At 41.7% G+C, this 26,803-nt stretch carries 24 protein-coding genes and 3 pseudogenes; 13 read left to right on the top strand and 14 right to left on the bottom strand.

Going from position 1 to position 26,803, the window contains the following annotated elements:
• Positions 1–458 precede the first annotated feature (458 nt).
• The 3 genes and pseudogenes from ACOCD9_RS13870 to ACOCD9_RS13860 all read right to left on the bottom strand — a co-directional run.
• Entirely contained in the window at positions 459–2,099 is a 1,641-nt protein-coding gene (locus ACOCD9_RS13870; RefSeq protein ID WP_419547804.1) for an MBL fold metallo-hydrolase, read from the bottom strand.
• A gap of 24 nt (positions 2,100–2,123) precedes the next feature.
• Positions 2,124–2,246, bottom strand: coding sequence for a hypothetical protein (locus ACOCD9_RS13865; protein WP_002737208.1), 123 nt, complete (start codon positions 2,244–2,246; stop codon positions 2,124–2,126).
• A 282-nt stretch (positions 2,247–2,528) separates the two neighbouring features.
• Positions 2,529–2,871 (bottom strand): annotated as a pseudogene (locus tag ACOCD9_RS13860) (IS30 family transposase); the annotation flags it as partial.
• A 55-nt stretch (positions 2,872–2,926) separates the two neighbouring features.
• Here ACOCD9_RS13860 and ACOCD9_RS13855 point away from each other — a divergent pair.
• Positions 2,927–3,121: pseudogene (locus tag ACOCD9_RS13855) on the top strand (ISL3 family transposase); the annotation flags it as partial.
• 2 nt (positions 3,122–3,123) lie between these two features.
• Here ACOCD9_RS13855 and ACOCD9_RS13850 read toward each other — a convergent pair.
• A complete protein-coding gene (locus tag ACOCD9_RS13850) occupies positions 3,124–4,308 on the bottom strand; it encodes a tetratricopeptide repeat protein (RefSeq protein ID WP_419547803.1) in 1,185 nt (394 codons plus the stop codon).
• Positions 4,309–4,345: 37 nt separating this feature from the next.
• On the opposite strand from ACOCD9_RS13850, the gene ACOCD9_RS13845 reads away from it, so the two are divergent.
• A complete protein-coding gene (locus ACOCD9_RS13845; RefSeq protein ID WP_419547802.1) occupies positions 4,346–5,521 on the top strand; it encodes an esterase-like activity of phytase family protein in 1,176 nt (391 codons plus the stop codon).
• 111 nt (positions 5,522–5,632) lie between these two features.
• Here ACOCD9_RS13845 and ACOCD9_RS13840 read toward each other — a convergent pair whose 3' ends face one another.
• The 3 genes from ACOCD9_RS13840 to ACOCD9_RS13830 all read right to left on the bottom strand — a co-directional run bounded on the left by ACOCD9_RS13840 (position 5,633) and on the right by ACOCD9_RS13830 (position 7,682).
• Positions 5,633–6,184 carry an NYN domain-containing protein gene (locus ACOCD9_RS13840; protein WP_002751943.1) on the bottom strand — a complete coding sequence of 184 codons (552 nt, stop codon included), beginning with the start codon at positions 6,182–6,184 and terminating at the stop codon, positions 5,633–5,635.
• A gap of 261 nt (positions 6,185–6,445) precedes the next feature.
• Positions 6,446–7,270: a sulfurtransferase gene (locus ACOCD9_RS13835; protein WP_419547801.1), complete on the bottom strand. Its 825-nt coding sequence runs from the start codon at positions 7,268–7,270 to the stop codon at positions 6,446–6,448.
• Positions 7,239–7,682, bottom strand: coding sequence for an ATP-binding protein (locus ACOCD9_RS13830; protein ID WP_419547800.1), 444 nt, complete (start codon positions 7,680–7,682; stop codon positions 7,239–7,241). The genes ACOCD9_RS13835 and ACOCD9_RS13830 overlap by 32 nt, the downstream gene beginning before the upstream one ends.
• 172 nt (positions 7,683–7,854) lie before the next feature.
• Here ACOCD9_RS13830 and ACOCD9_RS13825 point away from each other — a divergent pair, with 172 nt between their 5' ends.
• The gene (locus ACOCD9_RS13825) at positions 7,855–8,991 is read left to right on the top strand and encodes a SpoIIE family protein phosphatase (protein ID WP_419547799.1); all 1,137 of its coding nucleotides are present in this window, start codon (positions 7,855–7,857) and stop codon (positions 8,989–8,991) included.
• Between the two features lies 1 nt (position 8,992).
• Here the strand turns inward: ACOCD9_RS13825 and ACOCD9_RS13820 are convergent, their stop codons facing one another.
• Positions 8,993–9,316, bottom strand: coding sequence for an STAS domain-containing protein (locus ACOCD9_RS13820; protein WP_419547798.1), 324 nt, complete (start codon positions 9,314–9,316; stop codon positions 8,993–8,995).
• A gap of 145 nt (positions 9,317–9,461) precedes the next feature.
• On the opposite strand from ACOCD9_RS13820, the gene crtO reads away from it, so the two are divergent.
• Positions 9,462–11,108 (top strand): beta-carotene ketolase CrtO, encoded by a 1,647-nt coding sequence (gene crtO / locus ACOCD9_RS13815; protein WP_419547797.1) that lies wholly within the window; start codon positions 9,462–9,464, stop codon positions 11,106–11,108.
• A 271-nt stretch (positions 11,109–11,379) separates the two neighbouring features.
• On the opposite strand, the gene ACOCD9_RS13810 is transcribed toward crtO, so the two are convergent.
• The 4 genes from ACOCD9_RS13810 to ACOCD9_RS13795 form a co-directional block, all read right to left on the bottom strand.
• Complete coding sequence (locus ACOCD9_RS13810) at positions 11,380–11,583, bottom strand: hypothetical protein (RefSeq protein ID WP_287701269.1); 204 nt, start codon at positions 11,581–11,583, stop codon at positions 11,380–11,382.
• 126 nt (positions 11,584–11,709) lie between these two features.
• Positions 11,710–12,060 (bottom strand): hypothetical protein, encoded by a 351-nt coding sequence (locus tag ACOCD9_RS13805; RefSeq protein ID WP_287715389.1) that lies wholly within the window; start codon positions 12,058–12,060, stop codon positions 11,710–11,712.
• A gap of 174 nt (positions 12,061–12,234) precedes the next feature.
• Entirely contained in the window at positions 12,235–12,462 is a 228-nt protein-coding gene (locus ACOCD9_RS13800) for a type II toxin-antitoxin system HicA family toxin (protein WP_287701273.1), read from the bottom strand.
• 1 nt (position 12,463) lies between these two features.
• A complete protein-coding gene (locus tag ACOCD9_RS13795; protein ID WP_287701275.1) occupies positions 12,464–12,673 on the bottom strand; it encodes a type II toxin-antitoxin system HicB family antitoxin in 210 nt (69 codons plus the stop codon).
• A 314-nt stretch (positions 12,674–12,987) separates the two neighbouring features.
• Between ACOCD9_RS13795 and ACOCD9_RS13790 the strand changes: the two genes are divergently transcribed.
• From ACOCD9_RS13790 to ACOCD9_RS13750, 9 genes are all read left to right on the top strand, one after another.
• A complete protein-coding gene (locus ACOCD9_RS13790; protein ID WP_419547796.1) occupies positions 12,988–14,280 on the top strand; it encodes a sugar ABC transporter substrate-binding protein in 1,293 nt (430 codons plus the stop codon).
• Between the two features lies 1 nt (position 14,281).
• Positions 14,282–15,592: a mechanosensitive ion channel family protein gene (locus ACOCD9_RS13785; RefSeq protein ID WP_419547795.1), complete on the top strand. Its 1,311-nt coding sequence runs from the start codon at positions 14,282–14,284 to the stop codon at positions 15,590–15,592.
• Between the two features lie 304 nt (positions 15,593–15,896).
• The gene (locus ACOCD9_RS13780; RefSeq protein ID WP_287701281.1) at positions 15,897–17,579 is read left to right on the top strand and encodes an alpha/beta hydrolase; all 1,683 of its coding nucleotides are present in this window, start codon (positions 15,897–15,899) and stop codon (positions 17,577–17,579) included.
• A 293-nt stretch (positions 17,580–17,872) separates the two neighbouring features.
• Positions 17,873–18,424 (top strand): DUF2854 domain-containing protein, encoded by a 552-nt coding sequence (locus ACOCD9_RS13775; protein WP_110578123.1) that lies wholly within the window; start codon positions 17,873–17,875, stop codon positions 18,422–18,424.
• A complete protein-coding gene (locus tag ACOCD9_RS13770) occupies positions 18,425–19,186 on the top strand; it encodes a sulfite exporter TauE/SafE family protein (protein ID WP_419547794.1) in 762 nt (253 codons plus the stop codon). It abuts the gene before it with no gap.
• A gap of 497 nt (positions 19,187–19,683) precedes the next feature.
• Positions 19,684–20,721, top strand: a complete 1,038-nt coding sequence (gene glpX / locus ACOCD9_RS13765; protein ID WP_002756310.1) for a class II fructose-bisphosphatase — start codon at positions 19,684–19,686, stop codon at positions 20,719–20,721.
• 184 nt (positions 20,722–20,905) lie between these two features.
• Complete coding sequence (locus ACOCD9_RS13760; protein WP_287701284.1) at positions 20,906–22,192, top strand: glutamyl-tRNA reductase; 1,287 nt, start codon at positions 20,906–20,908, stop codon at positions 22,190–22,192.
• A gap of 257 nt (positions 22,193–22,449) precedes the next feature.
• Positions 22,450–23,220, top strand: a complete 771-nt coding sequence (locus tag ACOCD9_RS13755) for a class I SAM-dependent methyltransferase (protein WP_287701285.1) — start codon at positions 22,450–22,452, stop codon at positions 23,218–23,220.
• A gap of 636 nt (positions 23,221–23,856) precedes the next feature.
• Positions 23,857–25,668 carry a proline--tRNA ligase gene (locus tag ACOCD9_RS13750; protein WP_419547793.1) on the top strand — a complete coding sequence of 604 codons (1,812 nt, stop codon included), beginning with the start codon at positions 23,857–23,859 and terminating at the stop codon, positions 25,666–25,668.
• 369 nt (positions 25,669–26,037) lie between these two features.
• Here ACOCD9_RS13750 and ACOCD9_RS13745 read toward each other — a convergent pair.
• Both ACOCD9_RS13745 and ACOCD9_RS13740 read right to left on the bottom strand, forming a co-directional pair.
• Positions 26,038–26,208, bottom strand: a pseudogene (locus ACOCD9_RS13745) (nucleotidyltransferase domain-containing protein); the annotation flags it as partial.
• Between the two features lie 185 nt (positions 26,209–26,393).
• Positions 26,394–26,615: a hypothetical protein gene (locus tag ACOCD9_RS13740; protein ID WP_012267989.1), complete on the bottom strand. Its 222-nt coding sequence runs from the start codon at positions 26,613–26,615 to the stop codon at positions 26,394–26,396.
• Between the last annotated feature and the right edge of the window lie 188 nt (positions 26,616–26,803).

The following is a 26,803-nucleotide window of genomic DNA, read 5'->3' as shown; positions in this document are numbered from 1 at the left end:
CTAGTCATTTCAATTAAGATTGAGAATATCAATCCGAGAGTTCATAAGGATTTTGTCGGTCTAGACTGTATCAGACTTATCTGAAATGACTATATTCTTTTTTTGACTTCTATCTAAAAATCAATAAAAAAACCAAACCGTCTGTTTTACCATAAAAAAATTATGCAAGAGGTCTATTGGCGACGATTAAGCAAAGACTACGAGGATTGACACGAAACTCTTTCCCTGAGCTACGTTGAACAGTTCGAGGCGTTTATTTATCTGGGCATGATTCGACTCATGTTGAGGCGGCTTGCCTAGACAACTAGGCTACCTGTGACCCTTTTTAAACATCCTCTTAGTTAAAATCTAAGGGTTTTGTTAATTTTTTAGTATTTCTGTAGGGAGGAAGTCCCAGAATAGTGACTCCTAAAAACCGACTCCTAACCCCAGCTACCAACTTTTTCAGCAGACCCTAATTATATATTGGCTTCAAAAACGGGACAATAGCCTTCGGCAACCACTTTAAAACCGTAGAGGGGAGAAGCGGGATTCCAACAGCGCTGACTTTTGTAGTGGACACAGACACGACAGCAATCCATCTCCTCTAAAGCTTTGGTGATGCGATTAGGACTCTCGCTTAATAATTCCCGTTGGGAGACTCCCCGCAATAATAATTCTTCCCCTTGCCAGCGTGCTTCTACCAGTCCCGTATCGGCGAAATTACTCCACCGGGGATCCCGGGTGATCGACTCTGGTAAGGTGATAGTGACGATCGAATCCGATTCATTTAATTCTCCCTCATAGTGACTGGGGGCCGGGGGTGTCGGTTGCATAAAGCGATCGCCAATAGGCAATTCCACCAGGGTTCCCACGGCCGGGGAATGGAGTTGATAACGGCTTTGTAATTCTTCTAAACTGGTCAAATCCGCTAGATATAGGGGGGAGCCATGGACGAACATGATATGCTGCGGTCGCAGGTTATGGATTAGTTGGGTGGTGTTGCGACTATCGCTATGTTCAGCCAGTAGATAGGTTTCTTGGCTAATTAATCGCGAACGCTGTGCCGCTTTTAATCGGGGATTCTCTAGGTTGATATCGTGCAGGTGTTGGGGAACTAACATTAACCAAGGTTTATCCCCTTGCAGATATTTACTCACCTCCTCTAGGCGATCGATTAGTAAAATGATCGGAGTGGTTCCCTCTAGAGGTGTCGGTTTTTCTGGCAACCTTCGCAACCGGGGACAGATGCGCTCATCCCAAAATAAGGGCTGATGTTTGGCAAAATTCTGGACAGATGCGGGAAATTGTGGTAAAATTTCCAGGTAGGCATCGCAAGCTTTAGCGATCTTACCCCCAACCCAGATGTCAATATCGCGACCCGTGAATTGATGATGCGATCGCAGTAATTTTAAAATTTCTTGACCCAATCCCAAAGCGGGGACGGGTAGTAGGACATTTTGACCCTCGGCGATCGCATGATAGATGCGATTCATCAACTGTTTTTCCTGCTGTCGTCGGTGGGGATGGCGTTCTGTGCCGTAACTGCCTTCAATAATCAGCACATCGGGGGATACTCCCCGCAGCAGATCGATCGATAATCCTTCCACCAGTTGAAAATTAGACAGGGAAAAATCGCCGGTATAGAGGACTTTATAGGTGCGTTTGGGGGTTTTGTAGGTGAATAGGACCACGGCAGCCCCGGGTAGGTGGCCGGCCGGAAAAATCTCGACGGTGAGATCATCAAAGAGTGCAATCGGTGATCGCCATGGCCAACCCTGACAGAAACTGCCGATTTCCTCGGCAGAATCCGGCCATTGTAGGGGCAGCAGTTGTACTGTCACCTCACTGGCATAAACTGGCAATTGGGGATAGGTCTGATGGAGAGTCATTAACCCACGGATGTGATCGCTGTGGGCATGACTACAGAACACCAGATCTACGGGTGGTTTTTTGTTTTGGGTGAGGGGTTGCAGATCGGCCAAACCGCAGTCTAAAAGTATGCGATAGGGACCGATTTTCAGTAGGAGACAAACCCCTTCTGATGCGTGACCGACACCAAAAGGTAAACAGGATAAAAGGGATTTTGACCCCCAGACGGCAGTAGAGCGTTGAACCATGGCAACCCTGATCATGATGACTGGTTAGTGAGCGGAACCGTTGCCATCGTAGTTATCGCTATCATAAAAACCGTTGCGGGTGCCGAAAAAGAGACAAGAGACGGTGAATACAGCCGTCAATGCCAACAAGATTAATTTGATGTCCATATAATTAGTGCAACTCCTCAGAGGGTAATATCCCCTCATACTAACTCAACTTTTTCGGTTCTTAGCAGCTAGGTTTCGGATTTGACCATGGGCGCTCACCCTCTTTTAATAATTAAACTTGCCAGTAATTTGTGATGATTTCAGCAAAAACTACTGGTAATTATCAGAAAAACTAGCATTTTTTGTCATAATATAGCAAACCTAAATGAGTTGTGAAAAGGCATCAAATCTTTTCAAATTTCCTAACTTGAAAAGATTATATTTGGCAAAAAATTGACCAATTCAGACTTGAATTGCATCACTGTCTAATCTACCTTTATAGAATACCTCATTCGGGGTACGATAGTCAAGACATTTTCGAGGACGATTGTTAATTAAGTTTACGGCTCTTTCTACCTCCTCTGGCTTAGGGATTTTCAAATTCGTTCCCTTGGGAAAAAAATTGTCTCAATAGTCCATTGGTATGCTCGTTTAATCCCCTCTCCCAAGAATGGTAAGGAGTAGCAAAATAAAAATCTACTTCTAGTTTCTGACTCAACTCTTGATGTCCACAAAATTATTTTACCTTGTCACAAGTAAAGGTTTTTCTTTGGTCAGGGGGAATCTCTTGGAAAAGTTTTTGGCTCTTCTAGGTTCTGTGTGAGCATGGTATAATGGTAACACAGAACAGGAGGTAGTTTATGGGGATAAATTTTGATCAACTCCTCGATTTACCAAATGTAACAGTGGTCAATTATCAAAAAATTGGTCAGATAATTTTCCTAAAGCTCGCTCTTTAAAATGAAACAATTGAATAGCCGAATTGCCATCAAATCTTGGACAGAATCAATCAGACAGAAATATTAGGCAGTCCAGTATATTTAGAAGTACCACAAAACTATTCAGGATTATTTATTGCTTGATTAACTTGGGTGATTTTGGTTTGAAAATATTGTTCACGATAACGGATAGCTTGGGCTAATTCCGCACCTTTTTGGAAAGCGAGCAAAGCTTGGGGATAATTTTTTCTCTCTAGATAAATTTGGCCGATTTGATCGTAGGTGTTCATTAAACCGTAGTAATTATAACCCAATTCATGGACTTTAATTAATTCTTGATAGATTTGTAAAGCATAATCTACCTGTTGATAACTTTTATAAAGTTCGGCTAACTTACTTAAAGCTTCTCCTGCGGTGCCGTACTGTTGTAAAGCAAAAGCGAGAGAATAGGCTTCTTGAAAGTTTTGGCTGGCTTTATTTGCGTCTTTTAAAGCTTGATAATCTAAACCAATTTGAATTTTTAGAGCGGGAATTAACTGTATTTGCTGATTTCTGATCTGGGTTTCAGCTATTTCTTCTTTAATTTTTACTGCGTTAGCTGGTTGCAGAGATTCTCGATAAATTTCTGCTAATCTTTGCAGATATATCCCTTGAGTTAAAGAATTATTCTGTGCCTTAGAAATAGTTAATAATTCCTCATAGACTGGGGCGGCTTTTTGATAATCAAAACGGGATAAATGAATTTGACCAAGTTGATTTAAGTTTGCTTCTACTGCCAGATTATCGCCAGATTGTCTGGCATTAGCTAGGATTTTATCATAGATGATTATCGCCTCATTAAAAGCTCGTACCTGTTGATAGGATGTACCTAATAATGCTAATAGTTCCCCGTCCATTGTCTGGTTAGTTTCTGCGGTTTGTTGCACAGTTTTTAAACGAGCAGTAATTAATTTAACATCCTCTGTTCGATCTCGATTCCAAGCTGCTAACCCCACTTTTCCCAAAGATTTGACTTCTTCTTTTGCCCCTAAATAACGATTTAATTTAATCACTTCATACCAAATAGGAAAAGCTTCCTCATTTAATCCCGCATCGTATTTAGCTTGAGCTTCAGCATCGCGTTGATCGATGTATAATAACAGTTGACTACGCTCCAAGGGAGTTAAAGGGCGATCGATTGCGGGTAATAAAGGACTTTGTAGGGGAGTTTCGAGGGGATTGGGTGCAGGGGTTTCTGTTTGTGCTAGGAGAGGAAGGGAAGTACCGATCAAACAGAGCCATAAACCGAGAGAAAAACGTAGCATAATAGATTGATAAGAGCGTAATAGAGGGTGATATTTTGTGATCGATCGATTCTATAAGAGACTGACTGCCGAAAATTGCCGTTTGCCAATTTTGGGTTTAATTGCTAGTTTGATTGTAACCTTTAGTCTGGCTGCCTGTGGTGTCTCCCCGCAAGTTTTGGCAGAACAACGAATGTTTCTACCCCTCTCGGTCGAGTTTTTGGGAGAATATCAATTACCACAAGCGGATTATCAAGAGACAAGGGTGGGGGGATTATCGGCAATTACCTATGATCGCACCAATAACCGCTTTTATCTCCTCAGTGATGATCGTTCTCAAAAAGCTCCGGCCCGCTTTTATCGGGCTAGTTTGCAGATAAATGATGAAAAAATCGAAAAAGTGAATTTAGAGGCAGTCACGTTTCTAAAAGATGGCAAGGGAGAAACTTTTAAAAAGGGATCGATCGACCCAGAAGGTATCGCTTTTTCGCCCCGACAAACTTTGTTTATTTCCAGTGAAGGTGCGGTTAAAGAGGGAATTGCTCCTTTTATTGCTGAATTTGATTTGCAGGGACAATTAAAGGAGTCTTTGTTAATTCCTAATCGCTTTTTACCAGATGATAGCAATCAAAAAGGAATAGAGGATAATTTAGGGTTTGAATCCTTAACTTTAGGGATTACCAGCACCCTCAAAGACGATCCTTTTCGTTTGTTTACTGCCACAGAAAACGCTTTAATTCAAGATAGTCCCACGGGAAAAAGAGCAGAAAATCTCAGAGTGCGACTTCTTCATTATGTTATTGATCCGATTGGTGCGCCTGTGTTAGTATCAGAACAATTGTATGTGTTAGATGAGCCACCCAGTGCTGCGAGATACTACGGTTTAACGGAATTATTAGCTTTAGAAAAAGAGGGTTATTTTCTCAGTTTAGAGCGAACTTTTGGTTTAGAAGGTTTTGGAGCGAAACTCTTTCAGGTAGTTAATGGGAGTGCCACTGATACCTCGAAAATTGCTCGGATACCGGGAGAATTAGAAGCTTTACAGGTGCAACCCTTGCGGAAAAAATTATTACTAGATTTAGGGACTTTGGGGATTGATTTAGATAATTTGGAAGCAATGACTCTCGGTCCAAGATTACCGGATGGCAGTCGCTCTTTGATTTTAGTCAGTGATGATAATTTTAATCCGAATCAGGTCAATCAGTTTTTACTATTTCGACTCAAGGAAAAATAAACAAGAGATGGTTAATTGCCTCACCTATCCCCTTCTGGGAGAAGGATTGGGGTGAGGACTACCAATAAAGAAAAATGGGATAAATAGCCAGTTTAAAGACAAAACAGCCGATTAATAATCACTTTTTTCGATATCTTTGCGAATATCATTCAGGTCAATATAGCGATCGGTAGCGTTGCGTAATTCCCTAGCGATCATTCCTTCCGTAGAAACTACGGTAATATGAGTATTTTTAGAGCGCAATAGTTCGATCGCTCGTTCAAAATCGCCATCACCGCTAAATAAAATCACTCGATCGTATTGATCGACGGTATTAAACATATCGACGACAATTTCGATGTCTAAATTAGCTTTCTGGGAAAAACGACCGGAACTATCATCATAATATTCTTTCAAAATTTTTGTTCTCACCGTATAACCCAAACTAATTAAAGCATCGCGAAAACCTCTTTGATCTTGGGAATCTTTTAAACCCGTGTACCAAAAGGCATTAATTAACATAATATTCGGGTCGTTGGTGAAGTAATTTAACACCTTGCGCGGGTCAAAAAACCAACCATTTTTTTGTTGAGCATAAAACATATTATTGCCATCCACAAAAATCGAAAGGCGATCTTTCGGACGGGTGCCACCATTACAATGACAAAGACCGGCTTCTGTCATACAAAATACATACCTAATTTTTTATACAGTTTAACTATAAAATTACTTTTTAGTAATTTTACGGGGGAAAACGACTATTCTTTGGGGAATAGCGGTGATTTGAGAGCAAAAGGATAGCAACTAAAATAAAAATTAGCTTTTTTGTCTGGGAGACAAATTAGATAATAGTTTCGGAATAATTAAAAGTGATAATAGGGGGATTGTACAGTAATTAGGTCATTTTGATAATCTTTCTCGATAGATGGGTATCAACAAGGCTGGTTAGATCAGGTAGGAACACCAATCACTCCAACCTCCAGAATATAGCTTAACATTCTCGTATCCGGCTAGGGTCAGGGAAAAGATATTAACACAGGCTGTCACTCCTGAACCACAGTAGAGGATAATTTCTCGATCGCCTTGCCGCTCTTGCCAACGTTGTTTTTGCTGGGCCAGGGGTTGAGAAAAACCCTGACTATCGGTGACTTCTAACCAGGGATAATTCAGCGCCCCCTCGATGTGGCCGGCGATCGGATCGATCGGTTCCCTTTCGCCCCGATAGCGATCGCTTTCCCTGGCATCAATTAACACCACTCCCGCTTGCTCTTTTTGCCTTTTTACCTCCTCGATCGTCACTACCCAATCCTCTTGAACTTGGGGGAGAAAAGCGCCGGTTTTCGGCACAGGTATCTGATTGGAGACGGGATAACCCGCATTTAACCAATTTTGCCAACCACCATCGAGAATGCTGACTCGTTCATGGCCCAGATAACGTAATAACCACCAGAGACGACTGGCAAAGGCAAAACGGGAGGCATCGTAGGCGATAACATGGGTTTGACCAGAAATCACCCCTAACGAGCTTAATTTAGCGGCGATCGTCGGCGGATTCGGCAAAGGATGACGGCCGCCATGACGGGCAACGGGAGCCGATAAATCGCGATCGAGGTGTAAATAGAAGGCATTTTCCATGTGATTGGCTAAATACTGTTGATAACCGAGATCGGGATCATTTAATTGAAAACGACAGTCAATAACCATCAGATCGGGGCGATCGAGATTGTTAACTAACCAACTAGGAGAAACGAGGGGCGCGATCGGATTCATGGCGGGAAAATTGTTTAATAATTAACAGACAGTTGCGCTGATCTTCGCTGCGAGTATAACTGAGTTGATCGGCGATTTTTTGGAGGATCGGCAGTCCTTGCCCATGACCAGAGAAACTATAGTCATGATAGGCGTTTTTCTCGATAAAGTCCTCTAAATCGAAGACGGAACCCCGATCCCAGATGCGAATTTCCATCTGGTGAGGGGTAATCTCAATCTCGATCTCGATCGGAATTTCGGGGGGGAGGTGTCGGTGAGCGTGACGGACTGCATTGGTAAAACCTTCGGCAAGAGCAAGCTGACACTGGAGCCAGGCTTTTTGGGGAATGCCCGCCCGTTCAAGTTGCTCAAAATATTTTAAAACGGTATCTAAGGACCTGAGATCGCTATCTACCTGAAAAGAAATCTTCACCCCCGGCTTACCTCTGCAATGCCTTACGCTAGAAGTTATACCATTTTTCCCAAACTATGACTGATGTGTTAGCTCGATTCTGGATTTAATCTTCTCTTGAGGTATAAGCAAAGTCATCTGTTAGGGGGTCGGGGGTAAGCAGTAAGATTGAGATAGTCAAGTCATAAAAAAGATGGTACGAATTCTAGTAATTGATGATGATGGACTAATTCAAACGTTCCTAAGACGAGCTTTGCAGAAGGAATACGAGGTTTTTGTTGCCAGTGATGGGGAAGAAGGATTAAAGCAAGCGGGGCAACTAAAACCAGCGATGATTATTTGTGATTGGATGATGCCGGGGATCGATGGGTTGGAAGTTTGCCGGCAAATTAAGCTCAATCCCCAACTGTCAACGACTTTTTTTATCCTCTTAACTTCTTTGGGATCAGTGGAGGATCGGGTGAAGGGATTGGATGCGGGGGCAGATGATTTTTTATGCAAACCGATCGAGATTAATGAGTTAAAAGCGCGCGTGCGGGCGGGAATGCGTTTGCATCAATTAAGTCATGATCTGCAAGCGCAAAAACAATTACTAGAAATGGAGTTGGCGGAGGCGGCGGACTATGTGCGATCGCTGTTACCAGAACCTTTTATTTCTCGAAAACTTGCTATCGATTTTCGCTTTCTTCCTTCTCGTCGATTGGGGGGTGATGGCTTTGATTATTATTGGTTAGATAAGGATCATTTAATGTTATATCTTTTAGATGTGGCTGGCCATGGTTTGCGAGCGGCTTTACCTTCCCTTTCGGTGATTAATTTACTCCGTTCCCGTGGTTTAAGTCAGGTGAATTACTATCAACCTAATCAGGTTTTACATGGGTTAAATCAAGTTTATCAAATCAGTCCTAAGAATGATAAATATTTTACTATCTGGTACGGAATTTATGATCGGAAACAACAACAGTTAACCTATGCCAGCGCTGGTCATCCCCCGGCAGTTCTCCTGACGCACAAACCTTTTGGCCAGATGATTGAAACCAGACTGAAAGCCCCCGGGTTTCCCATCGGAATGTTTCCGGAAGCGGAATATATTAATCAGGTTAAATGCCTGAATTTCCCCAGTAGCCTTTATCTTTTTAGCGATGGAATTTACGAGATCGATTGTGTTGATGGTAGGATGTGGGGACTGGAGAACTTTATTCAATCTTTGCGAAATTATCACGGTAATTATGCTAAAAATCTCGATAATTTTATTGAAAAAATTCAAGCTTTACAATTTGATGGCAATTTTAGGGATGATCTTTCGATTATGCAGGTAGATTTTCGCTGACTTAACTTCCTAAAATTTTTTGTTCTAATTCTTCTCGGTTATTAAAAATTTCAAAAACTCGATCCATATCAGTCAATTCAAATAACATTTTTATCTGCTCATTAATCGAGCATATCAATAGTTTACCCCCCGCAGAACGCACGGTTTTTAAGGATAAAACTAGCGCCCCTAAACCAGAACTATCCATAAAGGTGACATTCTGGAAATCAACGATAATAACCTCTGAACCTCCCTGTACGGCTTCGGCAATTTCTTGGCGAAATTCGCTGGCTTGGTTGGCATCTAAAATACCGGATGGTTGAATAACTTTAATTGCAGAACTCATAAAAAAAAGGAAAAATTAAAGGTTTTCTACCTGCTCACTGATAACTGCTCGCTGAAATCTGCTGACATCAGCCAATCTTTAACTATTTTTAACATATTAGGGTCAAGAAAAGCGCAAAATTAAAAATAGGAATTTTTGAAACTGCATGGAAAGTTACGATGTCATCCTCATCGGTGCGGGGCATAATGGTTTAGTTTGTGCCGCCTATCTCCTCAAAGCCGGTTATCGCGTCCTCCTTCTGGAACAGCGTAGCGTACCAGGAGGAGCGGCTACCACAGAAGCGGTTATCCCAGATCTGGCCCCCGATTTTAAGTTTAATCTCTGTGCGATCGATCACGAATTTATCTTTTTAGGACCAGTAATTGAGGAATTAGAGCTAAAACGCCACGGATTAGAGTATTTATTCTTCGATCCTACCGTTTTCTGTCCCCATCCCTCTGGCCAATATTTTCTTTCCTATCGCTCTCTGGAAAAAACTCACGCCGCAATTGCCCAGTTTTCTCCGCGAGATGCCGATCGCTACCTTCAGTTTATCGACTATTGGGCGCAGTTGATGAATGCGATCGGGCCTTGGTTTAACGCTCCGCCCCAAGATTTGCTCAGAATCGCCCGCAATTATAACTCTAGTGCCTTAGCTAGTGTCTGGAAAGCGATCGGCTCGAAAAAGAAACTGCTCGACTTCATCCGCACGATGATTACTTCCCCCGAAGATGTCCTCAATGAGTGGTTTGAGAGCGAATTTGTCAAAGCACCCCTGGCTCGTCTAGCGGCAGAAATTGGCGCTCCTCCCTCTCAAAAAGGCATTACCTCCGGGATGATGATGATGGCGATGCGTCATTCCCCCGGGGTGGCTCGCCCTCGTGGTGGTACGGGCGCACTAACGGAGGCTCTGGTGAAATGTGTTGTTAGTCTCGGTGGGGTAATTTTAACCGAGCAGAAAGTTAAACAGATTCTAATCGAGGAAGGACAAGCGATCGGGGTTAGGGTGGACTCTGGACAAGAATATCTGGCAAAAGCGGGTGTTATCTCTAATATTGACGCTAGACGAGTCTTTTTACAGTTAGTCGCCCCCGCCGATGTGGATGCCGCCGATCCGGAATTGCGAGAAAGGGTAGAACGGCGAATTGTCAATAACAATGAAACAATTCTTAAAATTGATTGCGCCCTCGCGGAAGCGCCAAGGTTCGAGGCTTACGATCACAAAGAGGAGTATTTACAGGGAACGATTCTCATCGCCGATTCCGTGCGTCACGTTGAACAAGCCCACGCTTTAACGATTTTGGGGCAGATTCCCGACGAAAATCCCTCGATGTACCTAGATGTCCCCACTATTCTCGATCCCTCCATGGCGCCCCAGGGCAAGCATACCCTCTGGATCGAATTTTTTGCCCCCTATCAGATTGCCGGGGCCGAGGGAACGGGATTAAACGGCACGGGATGGACGGAAGAATTAAAAAATCGTGTGGCCGATCGAGTTCTTGATAAACTGGCCGATTATGCCCCAAATCTCAAATCCGCCATTATTGCCTGTCGGGTGGAAAGTCCGGCCGAATTAGCTAATCGTTTGGGTTCCTATAAAGGTAATTACTATCATCTTGATATGACCTTAGATCAGATGATTTTCCTGCGTCCTTTGCCGGAAATAGCTAACTACAAAACCCCCATTAAAAACCTTTATTTAACTGGGGCAGGAACTCACCCCGGCGGCTCAATTTCGGGAATGCCGGGGCGCAATTGCGCTCAGGTTTTCCTGCGGGATCGAAGCACTTTTCTGCAAAGATTATTTAACTAGGTTTTGCTGAATAAATGTGAAATATGTACAAGGTAAGGGGTTTGGGGGCCTGTTTGGCGAATCAGGTGCAAGATTTTAAAGCTAGTGTCTCAAAAACCTTGCATCTTGATCGGCGATCGCGTCCTGTAGAGGCGAAGCATTCGGATAGAAAATCTACAGTTTCAGCGATAGGTTATTGCCCGAATGCTTCGCCCCTACTTTTTCAGTGTTAGGGTGATTTTCTCCTAATTGCAGTTTGCTTAAGTTTGTCGTTCATTGTTTCTTGATAAAACTAAGATTTAACTAAGACTTGCTCCAGTGGAATATGAGTCAGAAAAAATGTTTCTTCTTCCGAATCTCGCAAAGCTTCTAGATAGGCATCAATTCCTCGCGGTTGAGGCCAATTTTCAACATCTGCTAATTCTTTAAATGTTATATTAACTTTGTCCCCCTGTTGACGTGCTTTTCCCCTAAGTTGGTGGAAAGTTGATTTCAATTTACATAGACTTCCAATGGCGTAATCAAGATTAGAAAGAGAAGTCGAAATAGACTTAGGACTCTCACTCGTTGTATCTAAGTTAGCAGGGTTTTGTTTAACTTGCTCCCCTACAGGCGGCTGTAGTCAAAAATCATTAATTTGTTTACCAATATTAGTATCCCGATTAGCAAAATTAAGAATTTTTTCTAAGGCAGGAAACTGATTAATAACGTAAGGATTAGATTGATTTTCCTTAACCGCTTGTTCTGCAACCTTTTGTATTTCTGTATCTTCCAGTAAAGTCGCCATTACCTCAATGGTTTCAGGTAACAAAGCAGGATTTTGATTAGCCGATTCCAACTTTTTTAAAGTATCAGGAGACTTAGCTGCGATTAAATTTTTCAGTTTTTCAAGCGAACCATCTAAGACAATCTCCCCCACACGGGTCAATGCTCCCCCCAAAATAATCGTGACTCCTGTAGCCAATAGCGTCAAAAGTTACATGATACAACTCCTTGCTAGTAAGTTTTAGGCGTAAGGCTTACGCATCTAAGGGTTTGGGGTATTACTCTTATAATAAAGCAAAAATTGCTTCTTGGCTGACGTTTTCATCATTTATTTCGGGGTTATCGTTTCTGACTGAGAGGAAGGCGATAAGCGTTTACATTGTTACTCTATCCCTTGTAATAATTGCTCTACTGTTAACCCAATATCACTAGCAATGACCCTTAATAAAGTCGGTGAAATATCCCGTCCTTTATGAAAGGGAACCGTCGTACTGCGACCATCTTCATGGCGAAATTGTTTGTGGGAACCACGCTGACGGACTTGGACAAATCCCCGCTTTTCCAACAGGCGAATTACCTCTGATGCTTTCAGGACTGGAATTTTACTCATACTAAGCAACGGCAATTTGTTGTGTACCAATAAACTCAGTTTCCAGAGAAAGATCTTCATCCTCTAATAACATTTCAATCACCTCTTGTAAATTTTCTCGCAACTCATCTAAGGTTTCTCCTTGGGAATGCGCTCCCACAAATCCAGGAACATAACCAACATAGAGATTAGTCTCTAGATCTCTTTCGATAATTGCTGTAAATAGTTTCATAAAGTACCTCGCCTTTTAAACTCTAATCATACAGTAAAAATTGCTTCGGTGGGGTCTTGGTTGATACAGTAAAGTTAAGGCGGGTGTCACACCCTCGCCATGACATAATTATTAATAACAGGAATTTTACTCATACTAAGCACAGTTTCCTGAAGCTGTTGCCCATTTAAACTGGGTATTAGAGTGTTAGAAAATAAACTATGAAACTCGCTAAACTCACTGACCACGGTGCGCCCCTACCATTGGCGCGATAATATTATTCACCTTTTCATGTACTATGAATATATGGCAAGATTTTTGAAGGATCACAAGCGATGCAATTTCTAAGGCTCAGAGTTAAAACTGCTTGGAGAAGTAAAAAAATAAGGGGAATTATATCGCTCCTATTGCTTTTTATCTTGATGCCAATTTTTCTTTATGCCTGTTTTAGTGATCTTCCTACTCAATCATCGGAGCAACTGCAAGGAACCCTCTTGGTTTGGTATCCAGAAGAGGGCAATTTAACTGAAGTACTAGGTTTGGGTTTGCAAGAGTTTGAAAAATTAAATCCCCAGGTGACAATTCTCGAACAAGCTATTCCTATCGATGAGATACCAGAACGTTTTTTTAAACAATCTCAAAGCGGATTGGGTGCGAGTGTTATTCTAATTTTTTCGAGAAATATACCCAGATTAGTATCCCAAGGAGTACTGAAGGAAATTGACCAGAAAAATCTAGATTTATCTATTTATTATCCCCCGACGCTGAAACAAGTTAGCTATCAAGGAAAAATCTATGGCATTCCTTTAGGTTCTCGTACTAATGTACTGTGTTATAATCAAAAAAAATTACAAGTTAGTCCCGATCCGGTGCTGAAGCAACCTCCTACCAGTTTAGAGGGATTAGTGGAACGTGCGCGCAAAGGTTATTCTGTGGGGATGGTGTCCTCTTTTGAAGATACTTTTTGGGGAATGGCAATTTTTGGCGGCTATTTGTGGGATGATCAGGGTCGGCTGCAACCTCGCTTGGATGGTTGGGCAAAATGGCTAGAATGGCTAAAATTTGCCTCGTCACAGCCTAATTTTATCCTCAATCGTCAACGGGAATTACTCCATGATGCCTTTGCTAAAGGCCGCTTAACCTATTATGTGTGTAATTCTATTGAAATTGCCGATTTAAAAAACAGCCTAAAAGATGATCTCAGAGTTGCTTTACTTCCCCAAGACACTCAAGGTAAAGCAGCACCAATTCTCTATACACGGGTGATGGTATTTAATCGTAATAATAGTGATAATGAAAATAGTTTGGGATTAGCTTTAGGAAAATTTCTCTCTAATCCCGAACAACAATTGCAAGCAATCATCCAAACAGAAAGTTTTATTCCCACTAATCGACGGGTGCAGATCGAAGGAAATTTACTACCGATTGAATCGGTATTATTACAACAATCTCAAAATGCCGTGGCAGTTCCTCTGGATGATTGGGAAAAGTTGAATAAAATTTTAGAAAAAGGAGAATTTTGGTATGAAAGAGCAATCGCTGGTGAAATATCTTCCTCAGCAGCAGCCCAAAAACTGACACTTTATATTCAATTAGATCTCGATCAGGAAGTCGGGAAAATAAATTAATATGAACAACAATATCCCCTCTCTTTCGGAAATAATTGCTAACCAATTATTATTTTTAGGACGCAGAAATGTTCAAAGTCAATTAGCGATCATTTTTCTGTCTTTAATTCTTGCTTGGTTATTATCAAAATGGTTATGGTCTTACTTAGACAAAAGATTTCCTCCCGTCACCAGTTTTATCCATAGTGATAAAAATTTAACCCTCCGTCAATATTTTGCTATCCTGATACAGTTTCTTAATTTTCCAGTTATTAGTCTAATTTTACTTGACTTAAAGTATCTAATTTTTTTCAGTCAAAACTGGACAAGAGGAATGATTAATTTATCCATACAATTAATATTTTTTTATTTGATTTATCGTTGTTTATTAGCTGGATTATATGCTAGGTTTTCCGTCAATACAATTAAATATTATCATGGTCGGCTTTTAGCACCTTTATTGGTATTATTCCTCCTGAGAAATATTATTGGTGTTTACAATAATATTCAAGAAATTGCCCAAGTATCTCCCTTCAATTTATTCAATAGTCCGATCACATTGAGAAGCATATTTATTTTGATAATAGCTCCCTATTTTCTGGTAATTATTGTTATTCTTATAGAGAGTATAATTCTGAGCATTACTAATTTAAATCAGCAAGCGAGTCGCGGTGAAATTGAAGCAACTTTACTGTTAGGACGTTATTTTTTCATTGTCTTAGGTTTTATTATCATCTTGGGTTATGTGGGAGTTAATGCAACAGCAATAGCGGCAATTACTGGCGGTTTATCGGTGGGTATTGGTTTCGGTATGCAGCAAGTGGTAAGTAATTTCATTAGCGGTATTTTACTATTATTTGAAAAAGTTCTCAAACCTGGTGATATAATTAATATTGAAGGACAGACTTCTCAGGTAAAAAAGCTAGGTATCCGAGCGACAACAGTGCAAATTCTTACAGACAATTCCGAAAAAATTATTCCCAATCAAAAGTTTTTTACTGAGAATGTCACCACCTACACGGGTAGTGATAACTTGATTTATTGTTCAATTGTTATCGGAGTTGGTTATAATTCTAACGCCCAACAGGTGATGAATTTATTGCTAGACATTGCCGATCAACATCCTCACATACTTAAAAACCCGCAACCAGTAGCCTTTTTTCTTAATTTTGATCATTCTAGTTTAAACTTTGAATTAAAGTTCTGGTTGGATGATGTTAACAGGAAAAAGCGAGTCATTAGTGATATTAATTGTGCTATTCTTGATCGGTTTACTCAACAGGGTATCGAGATTCCCTTCCCGCAACAAGATATTCATATTCGTAATAATTAGCAATTTATCCCAGTCAAAAACCCTATCTGATTATTTTCATCGCCAAATATATCACTTTCACTTATTAAATTTATGTATTTATTGTTTTTTATTAATGGCTTATATCTTGACATAAAAACAACTTTAATATAATATCTACCTTAGATGTTATACTCAGAAATACTCAATAATCTAGAATCAAAATCTCCCAGATTAATCTTTGGCACTTTATCGCTTGCCCTAGCCTTAAATTTGCCTTATGGACATCACTCGTAGTCCCACTTTTACCTTTTAATTGTTGTCATCTACCCTAACTAAAAATCTCATGATTATCCCGCGTTTACAAAATCGGTTTCCCAGAAATAATTCCACCCGTCGGCTGCGAGCTTTCCTCCTAGGTCTTTTCGCTGTGGGTATGACCGCTTTACCCCTAAAAGCCGCTGAAGAAATTGAATTTGTCTATACTCCCCTCGTCTTTTCTGTATCGGTAGCATCCCTAGAAAATTTTGCTAAAGAAGGAAAAATTGATGCTAATTTAAAAAGATTTCTTGCCAGAACAACTCCCGAAGCAAGAGAGAAGTTTCGTGAGGCTTTATTAACAAAGATTGACATCGATCCTATTTTACTATCTCGTTTTTTTAATAGTGTGATGGGTGCTGATATGCTCTCCCGTTTGGGCAAAGGCATCACCATTGAAGGGGGAATTAATGGTAAATATGCCCTGCGGGGTGCGATTGTTAGTGCCGCTTTCGATCCAGGAGGATTAACCCTTTTAAATGTCCTGAAAAAATTCCCCAATAATATACAGTTACAGGGGGAAGAAATCCTCGGATTAGCTAAAACCATCGATTATGCAGTTTATGTGGCGGAAATATTTATTAAAGATATGCGCCTCTGGACAGCCGAGGAAGCCGCTGCCGTTAAACCAGCGATTAATTATGCCAGTTTACCCGATTTGCGTCAGCGCGGTAGCTTTCAGGTAAAAAAAGAAGTTTGGAACCTAATAGATAGCAGTCGCAATCGCAGTTTATATGTGAATGTTTATATCCCGCAAACTTTCCGAGAAGGCAAAACACCTGTAATTATTTTTTCCCACGGATTAGCCTCGCGGCCGGAAGATTATGCCCAAGCAATTGAACATCTAGCTTCCTACGGATTTTTAGTAGCGGCACCGCAACACCCCGGCAGTGATACCCAGTACCTGCAAGGAATGTTAGGGGGGTATTATCGCAATATTTTTGATGGCAATGAGTTTATTAATCGACCCAAAGATATTAGCTTTGTCATCGATGAATTAGCAAGACGTAATCCTAGTCAATTTCAAGGTCAACTTGACCTCACTAATGTGGGAGTAGCGGGTCATTCCTTTGGAGGTTATACATCTCTAGCTGTTGCCGGCGCACAAATTGATTTTGATAATCTCGCCCAAGATTGTAATCTTCCTTACTCCGGTATTAATATCGCCATTGTACTGGAATGTCGCGCCCTGGAATTGCCTAGACAGGTCTATAATTTTCGTGATGAACGAGTGGCGGCTGTCTTTGCAGCTAATCCCGTTAACCGCAGTATTTTTGGGGAAAAAGGTTTAAGTAAAATCTCGATTCCTGTCCTCTTGGGTTCTGGAAGTTATGACCCGGCAGCTAATCCGATTTTTGAACAGGCCATTCCTTTTACTTGGTTAAAAACGCCGGATAAATATCTGGCCATGGTGGAGGGACAAGCTCATGTAAATTTTACGGAATTGGATGCAGGAATGCAAAAAACCCTAGAGTCTGTGGTCGATATCACTTTACCCAATCAAAATTTAATCGAGGATTATGCGGGGGCTTTATTGGTGGCTTTTTTTGAAGTTTATATTGCTGATAATGACAAGTTTCGTCCTTTTCTTCTGTCTAGTTATGCAGAATATCTCAGCCAGGGACAAAAGTTTAAATTAGACTTTATTACTGCCGCTTCTGACCAGAAATTATCTCAATTAATTGAAAAATTGCGAGTACATCGGCAATAGTAAAACGTAGGGTGCGTTAGACGGCAAAAATTCCTGACGCACCACCTATCATCAACTAAGTAGCTGGTTACAATCAAAGATAAAATACAAAGAACCAGAAGCCTGTGCCACTATCTAACAGTTAATTCAGATTACTTACTTATTAAGTGTCAAGTTTGCCGCTTTCTTTTCACTGATGACTGATGACTGTTTACTGATAGCTCAAAAATCTCCCCACTGCCCCTCTGCAAAAAAGATTCTCTTGAGTTGTATAATCTCTAAAGGATTAGCGTACTCAAGAAAAAAATTATTTCATGCTCAGAAAAATTAGACTATCATACTTTGGCTTAATTTTAGGCAGTATTTTAACGGTTATCGGGATCATCGGTTATGCCCAAGGTAACGCCACGGTCAATTTAGCGGGCTTTTTCTACGGATTACCGTTATTATTGGGAGGTTTAGCCCTAAAAGCTTCAGAAATCAAACCGATACCCTTCAGTCAACCCACTAGCCCCGAAATCTTGCAATTGCGCCAACAACAGGCTACTGTCACCCAAACCAAACTTCGCAACGATGTCACCCGCTATCGCTACGGACAGGAAGTGCATCTGGATGAAGCCCTAGAAAAGCTGGGATTAAGCCCCACGGACGAGGAAAGACCGACTTTAGTGGCAATTCGTGAAACTGCTGTTGATTCCGCCTATTGTTTCACCCTAGAATTTGAATCGCCCCTTTTACCCCTAGAAAAGTGGCTGGCAAAACAAGAAAAAATCGAAAGATACTTTGGACCAGGAATTAGAGCCGAAATTAAGCAAGTTGACGAGGAAAAAATTGATTTAGCCCTAATTACTATCCCTAACCCCTAAATGCTCACGCCTATTCAGTATGGCTTCTTGGCAATCGCTGCCGTGGCTGCCGGCTTAATTAATGCTCTTGCCGGTGGCGGTAGTCTGATTACTTTTCCGACGCTGATGGCGGTGGGTATCCCACCGGTGATGGCAAATGTGACTAATACCGTCGCTTTATGCCCCGGTCATCTGGGGGCAACCCTCGCCCAAAAAAAAGACCTGCACGGGCAACAAAAACGGATTCGGTTATTACTACCATCGGCAGTTATTGGCGGCATTATCGGTGGTATTTTGCTGTTAAATAGTAGTGATAAAGTATTTGAGCGCCTGATTCCTTTTTTGATTCTTTTAGCGGCGGCTTTATTGGCTTTTCAAGATACTTTACGCTCTTGGTTGCAGCGGCGAAAGGGGGACGAAAATGGTCATATCCCAGAAATTTTGTCGGTTTTACCCATCGCTCTCGCTTCAATTTATGGTGGTTATTTTGGAGCGGGTTTAGGGGTGATTAAGTTGGCAATTTTGGGCTTATTTCTCAAGGATAATCTCACGAGATTAAATGCTTTAAAACAGTTGCTTTCTTTGGTGGTTAATGTGGCTGCATCTTGGTTTTTTCTCTTTTCTAATCACGTATATTGGTCGGCAGCGATAGTGGTAGCAATTGGCTCTTTAATTGGGGGTTTATTGGGGGGAAAACTAGCTAGAATTATCTCTCCTAGTTATCTGCGTAAGACCGTGGTAATTCTGAGTATTATTACCGCTATAGTTTATTGGCTTCGTTAACAAACCGATTTATGGCAGTTAAGCTGCCCGCGCATTTAAATTGCTTGTTGAGATCAGGCAACAGTTTAAAACCTTACCCGATGACGTTTTAACTCAATTGCCAAGAAAAGTGGGTTTTAGCTTGTCTAGAATAACCGAGTCTCTTGCTGCATTCTAGCATCGGTTAAACACACTGAAGGATTAACGGAATAGGGTGGATAATTTTGCTCGGCAAAACCTGACCAGATGTTTAGTATCGACAAAGCTGCCCTTGTCTAGCATTCACAACAGGGGGAAGAACATACCTTTCTGCGATCGCCAGCCGCAATCAGCGATCAAGCTCTCCATAACTGAGATGGAGGCGACAGTGCCGGCAAAAACTCCCTAGCCATACCGCTCTCCTCCAGATGATCTACATAAAAACTTAAGAATGATCCCCGTCTGGTGATAGACTTTTGACTGTTAAGGAAACAAACTCACTAGATAAATCATAGATCAGCTGTAGGGAGGATCATCGAGTGGAAAGTACGCTAGGGTTAGAAATTATCGAAGTGGTCGAACAGGCTGCCATTGCCTCCTCCAAGTGGATGGGTAAAGGCGAAAAAAATATCGCTGATCACGTCGCTGTAGAAGCGATGCGCGAACGGATGAATAAAATCCATATGCGTGGTCGCATCGTTATTGGAGAAGGGGAAAGAGACGAAGCTCCCATGCTCTATATTGGCGAAGAAGTGGGTATCTGTACCCAAGTTGATGCCAAACAATATTGTAATCCCGACGAATTAGTCGAAATCGATATCGCCGTCGATCCCTGCGAAGGCACTAACTTGGTTGCCTACGGTCAAAATGGTTCCATGGCCGTGTTAGCGATCTCCGAAAAAGGTGGATTATTCGCCGCTCCTGACTTTTATATGAAAAAATTAGCCGCTCCCCCAGCAGCTAAAGGTCATGTGGATATTAATAAATCGGCGACGGAAAACCTGAAAGTTCTTTCCGATTGTCTCAATCGTTCGATCGAAGAACTGGTGGTAGTGGTGATGGATCGTCCCCGTCACAAGGAATTAATCCAAGAAATCCGCAACGCCGGGGCCAGAGTTCGTCTGATCAGCGATGGTGACGTATCGGCCGCTATTTCCTGCGCTTTTTCGGGAACTAATATTCATGCTCTCATGGGTATCGGTGCCGCTCCAGAAGGGGTAATCTCGGCAGCGGCTATGCGTTGTCTAGGCGGTCACTTCCAGGGACAATTAATCTATGATCCCGAAGTGGTCAAAACCGGTTTAATCGGCGAAAGCCGCGAGGGTAATCTCGCTCGTCTGCAAGAAATGGGCATCACTAATCCCGATCGCGTTTACGGTTGCGAAGAATTAGCCAGTGGCGAAACCGTCCTCTTTGCCGCCTGTGGTATCACCCCCGGCACCCTGATGGAAGGGGTACGCTTCTTCCATGGTGGCGCTCGTACCCAAAGCTTGGTTATCTCCACCCAATCGAAAACCGCTCGCTTTGTCGATACCGTTCACCTGTTCGACCAACCCAAATACATTCAACTGAGATAATTCTCTGAGGCGGTGGGGTGGGTATGGCTCACCTCGCCCCCATTGGTAAAAATATATAAAGTTTTTTTTCAAACATCTTTTATTTGCATCCCGATTGGGACTAAATTGCAACAATTAGAGACATAACGCACTGATCTTTATCAATAATTTTTGTAGCCTGAGCAACATTTGTAGGAGAACATAAATGAATATTGCTGTAGTGGGCTTGAGTCACAAGACAGCCCCTGTGGAAATTCGTGAAAAATTGAGTATCCCGGAAGCGAAAATCGAGTCCGCTCTTACCCACCTCAAGGGTTATCCCCACATCCAAGAGGTGGCGATTATCAGTACCTGTAACCGTTTGGAAATCTACGCCGTGGTTACGGATACGGAAAAGGGCGTGGTGGAAATTACCCAGTTTCTCGCTGAAATCGGACATATTCCCCTTAATGTCCTGCGTCGTTATCTGTTTACCCTACTGCATCAGGATGCTGTGCGTCATCTGCTCCGGGTGTCGGCCGGTTTAGAAAGTCTTGTCCTCGGGGAAGGGCAAATTCTCGCTCAAGTTAAAAATACCCATAAATTAGCTCAAAAGTACAATACTATTAGCCAATTACTCGATCGCCTGTTTAAACAAGCGATGACTGCCGGTAAGCGCGTCCGCACGGAAACCAGCATCGGCACGGGAGCCGTATCGATCAGTTCGGCGGCGGTGGAGTTAGCCCATGCTAAGGTGGCAGACCTCAGCGGCAAGAAAATCGCTATTATCGGGGCAGGGAAAATGTCCCGATTATTAGTTACTCACCTTCTGGCTAAGGGTTCTCAGCAAATTGCGATCGTCAATCGCTCCCAAAGACGGGCCCAGGAGTTGGCCTGTGAATTTCCTAACGTACCAATCCAACTATATGGCTTAGAAGAGATGATGACTACGGTAGCGGCATCGGATATCGTCTTTACCAGTACCGGAGCCACGGAACCAATTTTAACTAAAAATTTATTGACAGAAGTGACGATTACTGCTAACTCGCTGATGTTAATCGATATTTCTGTTCCCCGCAACGTTCACACCGACGTGAAGGAATTGGCACAAGTGCAAGCTTTTAACGTCGATGATCTTAAAGCGGTGGTTGCCGCCAATCAGGAAAGTCGCCGTCAGATGGCCAGGGAAGCAGAGGCACTCCTAGAGCAGGAAGTGGAAGCTTTCGAGCTTTGGTGGCGTTCTTTGGACACTGTACCGACAATTAGCTGTTTAAGAAGCAAAATTGAAGATATTCGCGAACAGGAATTAGAAAAGGCCCTCTCCCGTCTGGGGACGGAATTCGCCGAAAAACACCAAGAAGTTATCGAAGCAATGACCCGCGGTATCGTCAATAAAATCCTTCACGAACCCATGGTACAACTGCGGGCCCAACAGGATATCGAAGCGCGTAAGCGCTGTTTACAATCCCTGCAAATGCTCTTTAATCTCAGTGTCGGGGAGGAATATAGTTAGGGGCCGACAATTGACAAAAATTAAGGGCGATTCTATGGGTCTGTTAAGATGATTTTGAGGGATTGGGGGCGAATAATTTGGCCCGATTCCCCTATCCACAATTTCAAGATTGACAGACCAATAGTCTTTTGGCTGTAGAAATGCGGTAATTATGCCCAAATTGAGGGGGTGTTTAACTGATGGAAGTGGGATAGAGGAGGGTGTGGAACCGCAGGGAGCGATATGATTGATGGTTAGTCCAGAAATTTTTAGAGAGAATGAAGACCTTAGAAGAAACTATTGCACAGGCTATGGATTGCCAAGATAAGTCAATCTTACCTTTTCTTCCATATATTTTACAGGACTTCTGGGAAATAGGCTCTTCTGCAAATTCTATTCTTAAAATTGTCAAAGCACATACAAATAATTATTCTGAATTAAATGTACTGGATCTAGGCTGCGGCAAAGGTGCAGTCTCGATAAAATTGTCAATTGAACTGGATTGCTACTGTCTTGGAATCGATGCAATACCAGAATTTATTGAAATCGCTAATAAAAAAGCTAGAGAAGAAGCAATTACTTCAAGGTGTAAATTTATTTCAGGAGACGCACGAGAAATAATCAATACATTAAACCAATTCAATGTGATTATTCTCGGCTCGATCAGTTCTGTATTTGGAAATTATTTTCAAACTATGACTATCTTAAAAAAAAATCTGACAAAAGATGGTCTAATTATTTTAGACGATGGATATTTTGAAGATGATCAACCCTATAAGCATGACTTTATAATCAAAAAAAGTATGCTGTTAAACCAGATAGAAAAAGCTGGCATGAAATTAATAAAAGAATATACAGAAACTGAAATAAATCAAAATGATGAGTATGAAATGCAGTTTAATTATCTTAGGCAAAGATGCCAAGAATTAGCGGTACAATATCCAGACAAAAAATATTTATTTGATCATTATATTGAAAAACAAAGAGCCGAGTATAACAATCTAGAAAATATAATTACTTGTGCAACAATGGTAATTCAAAATAAATAATTTTGGACTAACATCACCTTCAGTCTGACCCCGCATCATCAGTTGATTGCGATGCCGAAGGCACTGCCAAAAACTCGATGACCGGTTCGAGAGGGCGGGACTCGGCTAAAGTAGAACGGGGGTGCTGAATCGTTTGTATTCTTTCAGGTTAACTCCCCCTCCTTTTCTGATACCGAACTGAGGTTAATTATCATCGGTCAAGCGTCAAAACATCTAGGCTTTTCCTTGATCCCAGTAATGTAAACTTTGATTAAGAGAAAGACTTCTAGCTCCGATCCGATGTTATATTAATAATTGAAGCTAAAGAAAAAAGCTTCCCTGACAGATCAACTGGCAAGGTTATAAGGTCAAGTTCACAAAGGAGTAAACCCTGTTAAAGTTACATTCTGTCTCGATAACGGCGATAACAGCGATCGACCTGAACACTCATATTTCCTAAAGTAGAGAACAAGGGAGTTAGGCAATTGGAACTAGAGTTCAATGCTTCTCCAACCAGTCTCAAGTTGTGAGGGGAAATACCTGAGAATCGGTAAACTGATCGCTGTTATTGTTTGTCAACACAAGTAATTGATAATTGCAGTCGCTCTCCTTTGATGAGATAATAGAAAGTCTTCTGTTCAAAAGGATATCGATAGGATGCGACTCTCTCAACAGCTTTTTGTCACCCTCCGGGAAGACCCGGCCGAGGCGGAAATCCCTAGTCATAAATGCTTAGTCCGTGCCGGTTACATTCGTCGCATTGGCAGCGGTATTTACGCCTATTTACCCCTGATGTGGCGGGTTTTGCAGAAAGTCTCCCAGATAGTCCGGGAAGAAATGAACAAAGCCAGCGCCCAAGAATGTTTACTTCCCCAACTGCAACCGGCGGAACTCTGGCAAGAATCAGGCCGTTGGGACACCTACACAAAAGCAGAAGGGATTATGTTTGCCCTGACGGACCGGCAAAACCGGGAGTTAGGATTAGGACCAACTCACGAAGAAGTAATTACTGCCGTCGCTCGTGATTTAATTCGTTCCTATCGACAATTACCGGTTAATTTATATCAGATTCAAACTAAATTTCGCGATGAAATTCGCCCTCGTTTTGGTTTAATGCGGGGGCGAGAATTTATTATGAAAGATGCCTATTCTTTCAATCTCGACGAGGAATGTTTAAAGAAAACCTATCAAGCGATGGATATAGCTTACCGCAATATTTTCCGCCGTTGTGGGTTAGCTTTTCGGGCAGTAGAAGCCGATTCTGGAGCGATTGGCGGTTCCGCATCTCAAGAATTTATGGTCTTAGCTGATGCCGGAGAAGATGAGGTTTTATTTACCGCCGATGAAAAGTATGCGGCTAATGTGGAAAAAGCCGTTTCTTTGCCAGCAGATAAAGTGGCTTCTCCCTTTAAAAAGTTGGCTAAAAAAGAGACTCCTAACACCAACACTATCGAAAGTTTAGCTAAATTTCTTGATTGTTCTGCCACTGCTATCGTCAAAAATGTTCTCTACGAAGTGGTTTATGATAGCGGCATAACTGTTTTAGTTTTACTGCATATTCGCGGCGATCAAGAAGTTAACGAAGTTAAACTACAAAATGAATTAGTTAGACAGGCAGGCCGTTACAATGCTAAAACAATTTTGGCTTTAAAAATACCCGATGCTGCCGCTCAACAGAAATGGGCCACTAAACCTTTACCTTTAGGTTATATTGCTCCCGACTTAGAAGATAATTTACTCAAAAAATCCAGCGATATAGCTCCTCAGTTTTTACGCATAGCAGACAACACGGTGACAGACTTAGAAAACTTTATCACTGGTGCTAATGAAACCGGGTTTCATGTAGTGGGGGCCAATTGGGGTAAGGATTTTATCTTACCGGAATTAATCGTCGATCTACGCAAAGCCCGGGTAGGCGATCGAGCTATTCATGATCCTAATCAAACCTTGCAAAGTGCCAGAGGAATTGAAGTCGGTCATATCTTCCAATTGGGCTATAAATATTCTCAAGCTATGAATGCTTTTTATACTAATGAAGCGGGCGAATCTACCCCCATTTGTATGGGTTGTTATGGTATAGGAGTATCGCGTTTAGCCCAGGCAGCCGTAGAACAATCCTACGATAAAGATGGCATTATTTGGCCCGTAGCTATTGCCCCCTATCAAGCGATTGTGGTTATTCCTAATTTAGCCGATGCCGAGCAGGTAAAAACCGCCGAAAGTTTATACAATGAGTTAAATCAAGCGGGCATTGAAACCCTTTTAGATGACCGGAATGAACGTGCAGGTGTTAAGTTCAAAGATGCGGATTTAATTGGGATTCCCTATCGCATTGTCACGGGTAAATCTCTCAAATCGGGTAAGGTGGAATTAGTCGAAAGAGCCAGTAAAAAAGCGTCAGAAGTAGCAATTAATGAGGTGGTTTCCTATTTAAAAACTGCTATTTCAAAGGTAAATGCTTCTGATTAAGTGATTAAATATACAGATAATTTTACCTGTTTATAGTTCTGATGATCGAATATGAGTCGGGAAACCTCCTGTTATAAAGGGCATCTCAAAAGCTATTGACAATTGGCCAATTTTGTGATCCGCGTGGGCATTTCAAGTGATACCAGTCAATCAGAATAGTTACGAACTCGACCTATTTGGTAGATTGTTGCTTAACAATTGAGATGGCAAATTCTACTCAAATATGCCTGAATTGCCCTCTGGGTAGGCAACCCAGATAAAGTTCATTTTGTCAAGGACTGTTAGGATGCGCTTACCCTGTTTGCTAGAGTGGGAGCATTCCATTTGAGATAATAATTTTTTTCAGGTAATAGGGTGGCCGCTTCTAAGGGAAATGGGCCCCTTTAATACGACCATAATATCAATATCTGAGTCCTCATTAGCGTTACCCCGCGCTTGTGAACCAAAAAGGATCAGTTTTACTAACCGTTTTCCATAAAACTTTGCTAATTCTTGGCGAAATTCTTGTAGTATAGGCATTAGGGTTTGTAATTGATCCATGATTTTATTACTTAGAAATTATTTTTTGTAATAAATTGTATTGATGGATGTCACTTATTCACTATTTTATCGGATTTTTGCGATTGCGTAGGGAGTGTGGAAAGATGGGGAGGAATGCGATCGCCAATGAAATGTGGATGGGTCATTCATTCGACGGCTCATAGCGTTCTAAACTTTTAATAAAATCATCGTTTTTCTTCTCGCCATGCTGCTTGACGGATAGATTCAGGGGTGATATTTCTGTTTTCCCACAATCCTGCCAGGGCAAAGAAGTCTTGCTCGTTATCAGATAATGTTGTTTGATCTTCGATGATTTCTACGGAGTCAACAAAATCTAAAGCAGTTAAAATTTTAGAGAGTGTTTCTGCTTTTTCTTGGTCACGAATGTGTACGATTAGTTGTTTCATGGTAGTTTATTTTGTATTGATTTGGTATTAATGATCATTGTCTAATTCCTGACAGGGGGACAAGAAGGCTGAAATCCATATAGCATAAGCTTTTCATGGTTTTAGCTCGAAAAAGTTCGCCGCACCATCTCTCACTTATTAATAATAATTCCTAGTAAGCTCGCTCCTATCCCTAATTCTTTCGTTAG

It is taken from the genome of Microcystis sp., assembly GCF_048564745.1.
Taxonomy (GTDB): domain Bacteria; phylum Cyanobacteriota; class Cyanobacteriia; order Cyanobacteriales; family Microcystaceae; genus Microcystis; species Microcystis ichthyoblabe_A.
This window is presented reverse-complemented; position numbering and strand designations above follow the sequence as displayed.

What these genes read in the sequence shown, in the direction of transcription:
- ACOCD9_RS13870 (WP_419547804.1), bottom strand. Translation starts at nt 2,099, where the DNA reads ATGGTTCAACGCTCTACTGCCGTCTGGGGGTCAAAATCCCTTTTATCC.
- ACOCD9_RS13865 (WP_002737208.1), bottom strand. Translation starts at nt 2,246, where the DNA reads ATGGACATCAAATTAATCTTGTTGGCATTGACGGCTGTATTCACCGTC.
- ACOCD9_RS13850 (WP_419547803.1), bottom strand. Translation starts at nt 4,308, where the DNA reads ATGCTACGTTTTTCTCTCGGTTTATGGCTCTGTTTGATCGGTACTTCC.
- ACOCD9_RS13840 (WP_002751943.1), bottom strand. Translation starts at nt 6,184, where the DNA reads ATGACAGAAGCCGGTCTTTGTCATTGTAATGGTGGCACCCGTCCGAAA.
- ACOCD9_RS13835 (WP_419547801.1), bottom strand. Translation starts at nt 7,270, where the DNA reads ATGAATCCGATCGCGCCCCTCGTTTCTCCTAGTTGGTTAGTTAACAAT.
- ACOCD9_RS13825 (WP_419547799.1), top strand. Translation starts at nt 7,855, where the DNA reads ATGGTACGAATTCTAGTAATTGATGATGATGGACTAATTCAAACGTTC.
- ACOCD9_RS13820 (WP_419547798.1), bottom strand. Translation starts at nt 9,316, where the DNA reads ATGAGTTCTGCAATTAAAGTTATTCAACCATCCGGTATTTTAGATGCC.
- crtO (WP_419547797.1), top strand. Translation starts at nt 9,462, where the DNA reads ATGGAAAGTTACGATGTCATCCTCATCGGTGCGGGGCATAATGGTTTA.
- ACOCD9_RS13800 (WP_287701273.1), bottom strand. Translation starts at nt 12,462, where the DNA reads ATGAGTAAAATTCCAGTCCTGAAAGCATCAGAGGTAATTCGCCTGTTG.
- ACOCD9_RS13795 (WP_287701275.1), bottom strand. Translation starts at nt 12,673, where the DNA reads ATGAAACTATTTACAGCAATTATCGAAAGAGATCTAGAGACTAATCTC.
- ACOCD9_RS13790 (WP_419547796.1), top strand. Translation starts at nt 12,988, where the DNA reads ATGCAATTTCTAAGGCTCAGAGTTAAAACTGCTTGGAGAAGTAAAAAA.
- ACOCD9_RS13785 (WP_419547795.1), top strand. Translation starts at nt 14,282, where the DNA reads ATGAACAACAATATCCCCTCTCTTTCGGAAATAATTGCTAACCAATTA.
- ACOCD9_RS13780 (WP_287701281.1), top strand. Translation starts at nt 15,897, where the DNA reads ATGATTATCCCGCGTTTACAAAATCGGTTTCCCAGAAATAATTCCACC.
- ACOCD9_RS13775 (WP_110578123.1), top strand. Translation starts at nt 17,873, where the DNA reads ATGCTCAGAAAAATTAGACTATCATACTTTGGCTTAATTTTAGGCAGT.
- ACOCD9_RS13770 (WP_419547794.1), top strand. Translation starts at nt 18,425, where the DNA reads ATGCTCACGCCTATTCAGTATGGCTTCTTGGCAATCGCTGCCGTGGCT.
- ACOCD9_RS13760 (WP_287701284.1), top strand. Translation starts at nt 20,906, where the DNA reads ATGAATATTGCTGTAGTGGGCTTGAGTCACAAGACAGCCCCTGTGGAA.
- ACOCD9_RS13755 (WP_287701285.1), top strand. Translation starts at nt 22,450, where the DNA reads ATGAAGACCTTAGAAGAAACTATTGCACAGGCTATGGATTGCCAAGAT.
- ACOCD9_RS13750 (WP_419547793.1), top strand. Translation starts at nt 23,857, where the DNA reads ATGCGACTCTCTCAACAGCTTTTTGTCACCCTCCGGGAAGACCCGGCC.
- ACOCD9_RS13740 (WP_012267989.1), bottom strand. Translation starts at nt 26,615, where the DNA reads ATGAAACAACTAATCGTACACATTCGTGACCAAGAAAAAGCAGAAACA.